General features: G+C 71.0%; 6 protein-coding genes and 1 tRNA gene. 1 reads left to right on the top strand and 6 read right to left on the bottom strand.

Annotated features, from left to right (window positions below; all coding sequences use genetic code 11):
• Nucleotides 1–20: 20 nt before the first annotated feature.
• A tRNA-Pro gene (locus STRTUCAR8_RS34855) sits at nt 21–94 on the bottom strand.
• Between the two features lie 265 nt (nt 95–359).
• Between STRTUCAR8_RS34855 and STRTUCAR8_RS34850 the strand changes: the two genes are divergently transcribed.
• A complete protein-coding gene (locus STRTUCAR8_RS34850; protein ID WP_006380910.1) occupies nt 360–761 on the top strand; it encodes an excalibur calcium-binding domain-containing protein in 402 nt (133 codons plus the stop codon).
• Nucleotides 762–771: 10 nt separating this feature from the next.
• Here the strand turns inward: STRTUCAR8_RS34850 and STRTUCAR8_RS34845 are convergent, their stop codons facing one another.
• The 5 genes from STRTUCAR8_RS34845 to STRTUCAR8_RS34825 all read right to left on the bottom strand — a co-directional run bounded on the left by STRTUCAR8_RS34845 (nt 772) and on the right by STRTUCAR8_RS34825 (nt 6,439).
• Nucleotides 772–1,539, bottom strand: a complete 768-nt coding sequence (locus STRTUCAR8_RS34845) for an NPP1 family protein (RefSeq protein WP_006380930.1) — start codon at nt 1,537–1,539, stop codon at nt 772–774.
• Between the two features lie 122 nt (nt 1,540–1,661).
• Nucleotides 1,662–2,573 (bottom strand): YceI family protein, encoded by a 912-nt coding sequence (locus tag STRTUCAR8_RS34840; RefSeq protein WP_006380923.1) that lies wholly within the window; start codon nt 2,571–2,573, stop codon nt 1,662–1,664.
• Nucleotides 2,574–2,655: 82 nt separating this feature from the next.
• Nucleotides 2,656–3,741, bottom strand: a complete 1,086-nt coding sequence (locus STRTUCAR8_RS34835) for a maleylacetate reductase (protein ID WP_179200548.1) — start codon at nt 3,739–3,741, stop codon at nt 2,656–2,658.
• Entirely contained in the window at nt 3,738–4,655 is a 918-nt protein-coding gene (locus tag STRTUCAR8_RS34830; RefSeq protein ID WP_006380935.1) for an intradiol ring-cleavage dioxygenase, read from the bottom strand. The genes STRTUCAR8_RS34835 and STRTUCAR8_RS34830 overlap by 4 nt, the downstream gene beginning before the upstream one ends.
• A gap of 44 nt (nt 4,656–4,699) precedes the next feature.
• The gene (locus tag STRTUCAR8_RS34825) at nt 4,700–6,439 is read right to left on the bottom strand and encodes an FAD-dependent oxidoreductase (RefSeq protein ID WP_044473417.1); all 1,740 of its coding nucleotides are present in this window, start codon (nt 6,437–6,439) and stop codon (nt 4,700–4,702) included.
• Nucleotides 6,440–6,575 lie beyond the last annotated feature (136 nt).

Genomic DNA, 6,575 nt, shown 5'->3' with positions numbered 1-6,575 from the left:
TGATCCACGACTTCGAAAAGTCGGGACGACAGGATTTGAACCTGCGACCCCTTGACCCCCAGTCAAGTGCGCTACCAAGCTGCGCCACGTCCCGGTGCGTCGACCCGCGGTTGCCCCGCGTGATCGCACAGACAAACCCTACCGCACACCCGCCCTGCCTCCGAGCGGTTACGGAACGGTCACCGAGACATCAAAGGCCTCTTACCATCCCATCCGCCGCACTACCGTCGTCCCACCCGAAACGCAGCAGGGGGACGATCATGAGCAACCCGTACAACACTTCCGGGAACGTGCCACCGGCTCCGATACCGGGGCCGACGCCGGACCGTCAGGGTCCGGGATGGGCTCGTAAGAGATTCGTGCTGCCCGCCCTCGGGCTCGTGTTCCTCCTCGGCATCGGCATCGGTGGAAGCGGTCAGGGGGACGGCAAGGACCCGGTGGCCGCCGCCCCGACGCCCACGGCGACCGTCACGGCGACGGCGACCGCCACGGTCACGACCACGGCCACCGTGACGGCCACGCCCGAACCCGCCCCTACCGTCACCGTGCGGGCGACCAGGACGGTGACGGCCGAGCCGGCCGTCGGCGCCGACACCGGCTCGGGCACAGGATCGGACGACGACTCCGGGTCCGGCGACGACAGCGTGTACTACCAGAACTGCGCGGCCGCCCGCGCCGCCGGCGCCGCCCCGGTGCGTGTCGGTGATCCCGGCTACGGACGGCATCTCGACCGGGACGGCGACGGCGTCGGCTGCGAGTAACGGGCAGGTGTCAGGCGTTCGGGTCGAACGCGATGCCCGCCGGCATGGCCGCCGCCAGGTGGGAGGCGAAGTTGCCGTCCTTGAGGCCGAAGTTGGCGCTGCCCCAGTCGGCGGAGGTCAGCTTGTCGCGGATGCCTGACGGATAGCCGTTCCAGCCGACCAGCGCCGGGAACTGCCAGGTTCCCTTGTGGTTCTCCGGCGGCTCGTCGTTGGTGCCCGCGAGGCGGAAGCAGTGCGTTCTGATGCCGTCCTTGTGGTAGACGATCTTGGGGTGCGTGCCGTCCCAGCGGACCTGGTCCCGGGTGTGGATGCTGAAGCCGCCGTGGGCGGAGGTCGAGACGTACTCAGCCACGCCGTCGCGCACCCACACCACCACGTGCTCCCAGTCGTGCCGGTGCCCGCCGATGCTGCTGCCCGCGAGTGCCTGGTCCTTCTCGAAGTAGAGGCCGTAGATGATCGCGCACCAGCCGTTGTTGCACTTGTAGCGGGAGTAGCCGTTGGTGTTGTCGAGGTCGAAGGCGTCCCTGCACTGCCCGTTGAGGGAGCCGGTCGGCTTGAGGCCGCCGTTGAGCGTGCCCGTGGGGCCGATGGCGGGAGTGGAGTAACAGCCGTCCGTGTCGTAGTCGTACGCCGGCTGGTACGTCTGCTCGGTGCCGTCCGCGTTGGCCGGGAGGGCTCCGGGCGGGGCGGCGAGGGCGGTGCCGGGAAAGGCGATGACCAGCGCGACCGCGCTGCCGAGGACGAGCGAGGCTCTGCGGGTGCGCACAGGTCTCTTCACGGGTGCCTCCTGATCGATGCCGCGCGGGTACGGCGGTTCGGTCAGATTGGCATGCCCATATCACGGATCGGTCACTCGGAAGGAAAGGTTCGAGCGCGCACGGCGGACGGCGGACGTGCCGGCTACTCCGGGGGCGTCGGTGTGTCGTGCGTCCGGTACATCGCCTGTATGTCCAGCTCCAGTTGGACGGTCGGCCCGACCACCGCGATGCCCCTGGCCAGCATGGAACGCCAGTTGAGCGTGTAGTCCTCCCGGTGCAGCTCCGCGCGGGCATGGGCGGCGCAGCGCAACTCCTCGCCGTAGCCGCCGTTGACGGACCCCAGGTAGGTCGTGTCCAGCGACATCGAGCGGCTCACCCCGTGCATCGACAGCGAGCCCTGCACCGACCACTTCGCACCGGCCCGGTAGGAGAAGCGCGAGCTCACGAAGTCGATGTACGGATAGCGCTCGACGTCCAGGAAGTCCGCCGACCGCAGGTGGTCGTCGCGGGTCCGGTTTCCGGTGGTGATGCTCGACGCGTCGATACGGACCTGCACGCGGGACTCGGCCATCGACTGCGCCACCTGGATGCCGCCCTCGAACCGCTCGAAGCGGCCGTGCACATGGCCCATTCCGACATGCTTGGCGATGAACCGGATCGCCGTGTGCGGCGGATCGAAGAGCCAGGTGCCGGAAACCGGGAGGTCCAGCGGCCGGGCCGGCTCCAGCTGGACACGCCGCGTCGGGAGCATCACCCCGTCGACGAGGTCGACCGTCTCACGCAATGGCGTCAGCCCCTCGGCCATCACCATCAGGCTGTAGCGGCCCGCGGGCAGCACGGCGAGGAAGTAGCCGTACGGGTCCGTCGTACCGCGTGCCATCACCTGGTGGGCGTCGGTCGCGCTCACCGTCACATCGGCGCCGCCCATGGGCTGGCCCAGCGGGTCGAGGACCTCGCAGCCGAGGGCGCCCGCGCCGGACGGCAGGGAGAGTGAGAGGCCCTCGCGGTCGGGGGCGCCTTTGGACCGCAGGCGTCTGAGCAGTGCGAGGGCCATCGGGGTTGCCTTTCTGTCGTTCTTCTCTTTGCCATGAGGGTCTTTGCCCCGAAGGACAGGGGGCGGTTGAGGTACCGGGGCCTCAGTCCGCCGTGCCGGGCGCCGCGCCCCGGTACGCCGCCCGCAGCAGACCGAGCACGCCCTCGGGCGTGACCTCGCGCGGGTTGGCGTACGGCCGCTGCCCGGCGACCTGGGCCGCCGCCACCGCCACATCGGCCTCGGTGAGGCCCAGTTCGGCGAGGGAGCGCGGGGCGCCGAGGCGTCCGGCCAGCTCCCACAGGGCGGTTGGGGCGTCGGCCGCGCCGCCCAGCGCGCGGGCGACGGCACCGGCCGCGTCGGGTGCGGCGGGCGCGTTGTAGGCCAGGGCGTGCGGCAGGACGACCGTGTGGGTCTCGGCGTGCGGCAGGCCGAAGGTACCGCCGAGGACATGGCACAGCTTGTGGTGCAGGCCCATGGTGGTGGCGCCGAGGCAGGAGCCGCACAGCCACGCCCCGTACAGGGCCCGGCCGCGCGCGTCGAGGGACGCCGGGTCGGCGGCCACGGCAGGGAGGGCCTCGGCCATCGCCCGTACGCCCTCCCGCGCCATCAGGGAGACGAGGGGTGAGGCGTCGGGGGCGTAGAGGGCCTCGACGGCGTGGGCGATGGCGTTGATGCCACTGGTGACCGAGAGCGGGACCGGCAGGGAGAGGGTCAGCTCGGGGTCGTACACCACGCTGCGCGGGAGGACCGACGGGTCGCGGCCGGTGTTTTTCACGCCCTGCTCGGTCAGGCCCCAGACGGGGGTCATCTCCGAGCCGGAGTAGGTGGAGGGTACGGCGATCAGCGGCAGCCCGGTGCGCAGCGCGATCGCCTTTCCCAGGCCGATCGCGGAGCCGCCGCCGACCGCCACACAGCCGTCGGCGCCCGCCGCGAGCGCCACCTCGACGGCCCGGTCGGCGACTTCGACGGGCACGTGCATCCGCGCCTCGGCGTGCAGACCCGCCAGGGCCGGTCCGAGCGAGTCGGCGACCGCCTGCGCGGTGTCCCTTCCGCGTCCGCCGCATACCACCAACAGCCTTCGCAGACCGAGCCGTTCGGCCTCGCCGGCCGTCGCGGTCACGGCGGCCCCGGTCCGCAGCACGACCCGCATCGGCTGGGCCTCGTAGACGAAGTCCAAGCCTCCGGTCACGACTTGTTCTCCGACTTCTCCAGCTTTTCCAGTACGAGGTCGAAGCGTGCGTGGCGGAAGGGGTTCGGTACGCCGAACTCCCCTGCCAGGGACGGGTCGTCGGTCTCGGTGAAGTCCTGGACCAGGCTCTCCTTCACCGCGAACACGGCGTCCGAGTCGAGGTATTCGCTGCCCGCGACGAAGATGTGGGTGGTGACGGGCTCGTGGCCCTCGGCGGTGGCGATGAAGTGGATGTGGGCGGGGCGGTAGGGGTGTCGGCCGGTGGCGTGGAGCAGTGCGCCGACCGGGCCGTCCGTCGGGATGGGGTACGGGCTCGGCACACAGGTGCGGAACCAGAAGCGGCCCTCCGCGTCCGCGGTGAAGAGCCCGCGGCCGTTGCCCGGCGGCTGGACGTCCGGCTGCTGGACGTCGTAGTAGCCCTCGGCGTCGGCCTGCCAGACGTCAAGTACCGCTCCGGGCAACGGAGTTCCGTCCCGGTCGACCACCCGCCCGCTGACCACGCACGGCTCGCCGGAGCCCACCAGGTCGATGTCGGCGCCCAGTTCACGTACCGGCGACTCCGTCATATGGAAGGGCCCGAGGACGGTCGACTCGGTGGCGCCCGGGTCCCCGTGGCCGTTGAGGGTCTCCACCAGCATCGAGACGCCGAGGACGTCCGACAGGAGGATGAACTCCTGCCGGGTGTCGGTGCAGGTCTGCCCGGTCGCCGTCAGGAAGCCGACGGCCCGCTCCCACTCCTCCATGGTCGGCTCGGTCTCCCGCACGAAGGCGTGGAGGTGGCGGGTGAGGGCGGTGAGCAGCTCGCGCAGGCGGGGGTCGGCGGTCCCGCTCATGCTGTCGACGACCGCTTCGGTGACGGCTGTGGTGAATTTGGCGTCCTCACCGCCGTCATGTGGGCTGGGTTCAGTGGTCATGCCGCGCTCCTCGTCCCGTCCGTCCTGTCCTGTCACCTGTCCCGTCAGGCATGTCCGAGGATCTGCCGCAGCGCGTCCGTCAGCAACTGTTCGGCGTTCTCGGCGGCTTCGGCGTGTCGGAACGCGACGAACCCGTCCGGGCGTACGAGGAGCACGCCCGCGTCGGACACCTCGCTGAGGCCGGCCCAGTCGCCGTAGGGGTCCTCGTACTCCTGGCCGGGGCCGACGACGACCGTGGCGATGTCCAGGGGCTGTGCCTTCGCCGCGCGCACCCAGGCGTCGCCGCCGATGCCGGTGAGGAGGGTGAAGCGGCCCCGGCCCACGGTGTCGAGGGTGGACAGCGTGCGGGTGCCGGAGGTGAGCCAGGCGTGCGGTAGCCGGGCACCGGGGCGGGTGGTGGGCCGGTGGTACAGCTCTGGGTCGCGGGCGAAGCCGGGGTCGGGGGTGCCGTCGGGGACGATCGCGGCGGACTCGTAACGCTGGTTGAGGTCGACTCCGTGGGCGTTGAACTCGTACACCTTGGCGGCGATCGCCTCGCGCAGCCGGGCGCGCTGCCCTGCGGCGGCCTCGGTGGCGTCCTTGCGGGCGGCGATGTTGGCCCACAGCTCCTCCGGGGTCTGCGGGGAGAGCCCGTCGAGCGCCGCGAAGATCGGGGCGGTCTCGGCGATGGACTTGTTGGCGCGGGTGACGATCTGCCTGCCCACGGGGGCCCGTTCGGCGGTGTAGCTGTCGAGCAGCGAGGGGGCGGCGACGCCGTCGAGGACCAGCTTCAGCTTCCAGGCCAGGTTGTAGGCGTCCTGGATGGAGGTGTTCGAGCCGAGCCCGTTGGACGGCGGGTGCCGGTGGACGGCGTCGCCGGCGCACAGGACGCGCCCGTTGGCGTAGGTCTCGGCGTACATCTCGTTGACCGTCCAGGCCGAGGACGACTTGATCGTCACGGGGATGTCGTCGTCGCCGACGAGCCTGCGGACGATTCCCTCGGCGTACTCGGTGGTGAGGTCGGGGGCGCCTGCGGTCACGTCGTAGCCCCAGACGATCATCCACTCGTTCCAGGGGCGGACGTTGCGGACGAGGCCCGCGCCGATACCGCCGACGGTGGCGCCGGGGGCGAGGACCCAGTAGAGGGTGGAGGGGCGGTGGGCCGTGTACCGAGTGAGGTCCGCGTCGAAGACGATGTTGATGCTGCCGGCGACGCCCATCTGACCGCCCATGGGTAGTCCGGCGTCCTCGGCGACCTTGGACCGGCCGCCGTCGGCGCCGATCAGATAGCGGGCGCGGATCTCGTACGTGTCGCCGCGCAGCCGGTCGCGGACGGTGGCCGTGACGCCGGACTCGTCCTGAGTGTGTGTCAGGTACTCGGTCTGGAAGCGGAGTTGGGTGCCGCGTGCGACGGCGGCGTCGACCAGGACCGGTTCCATCAGATGCTGCGGCATGTCGCACATCCGGGTGGGGCTGGCCAGTTCGTGCGCGGCCTGGACCAGCGGGTCGTTGCCCCAGGAGCGGACCCGTCCCAACTCCTCGCCGGCCAGGCTGGTGCAGAACGTGGTGTTGCCCATCAGGTGCTGGGGTGTCGCCCTGGCGACCACGTCCTGCTCGACGCCGAGGTCGCGCAGGACCTCCATCGTGCGCTGGTTGGTGATGTGCGCGCGGGGCGTGTCGGCGAGGCTCGCGTACCGGGTGACGACGATGTTGGGTACGCCGTAGGTGCTCAGCGCGAGGGCGGCCGACGCCCCGGCCGGGCCGCTGCCCACGATCAGGACGTCGGTGTCGACAACGGTATGCACGGCAAGCACTCCAAACGGTGGACAGGCCCCGTCCGGGAACAGCCGGGCGGCCAACCATGATCGTGGAGCGGCAGAGCCGTGCGTGGGTGTCTCAATACGAGACACCCGGTACTTCCCAAAATCTCACCGCACCACC

The organism is Streptomyces turgidiscabies Car8, assembly GCF_000331005.1.
Classification (GTDB): Bacteria; Actinomycetota; Actinomycetes; order Streptomycetales; family Streptomycetaceae; genus Streptomyces; species Streptomyces turgidiscabies.
This window is presented reverse-complemented; position numbering and strand designations above follow the sequence as displayed.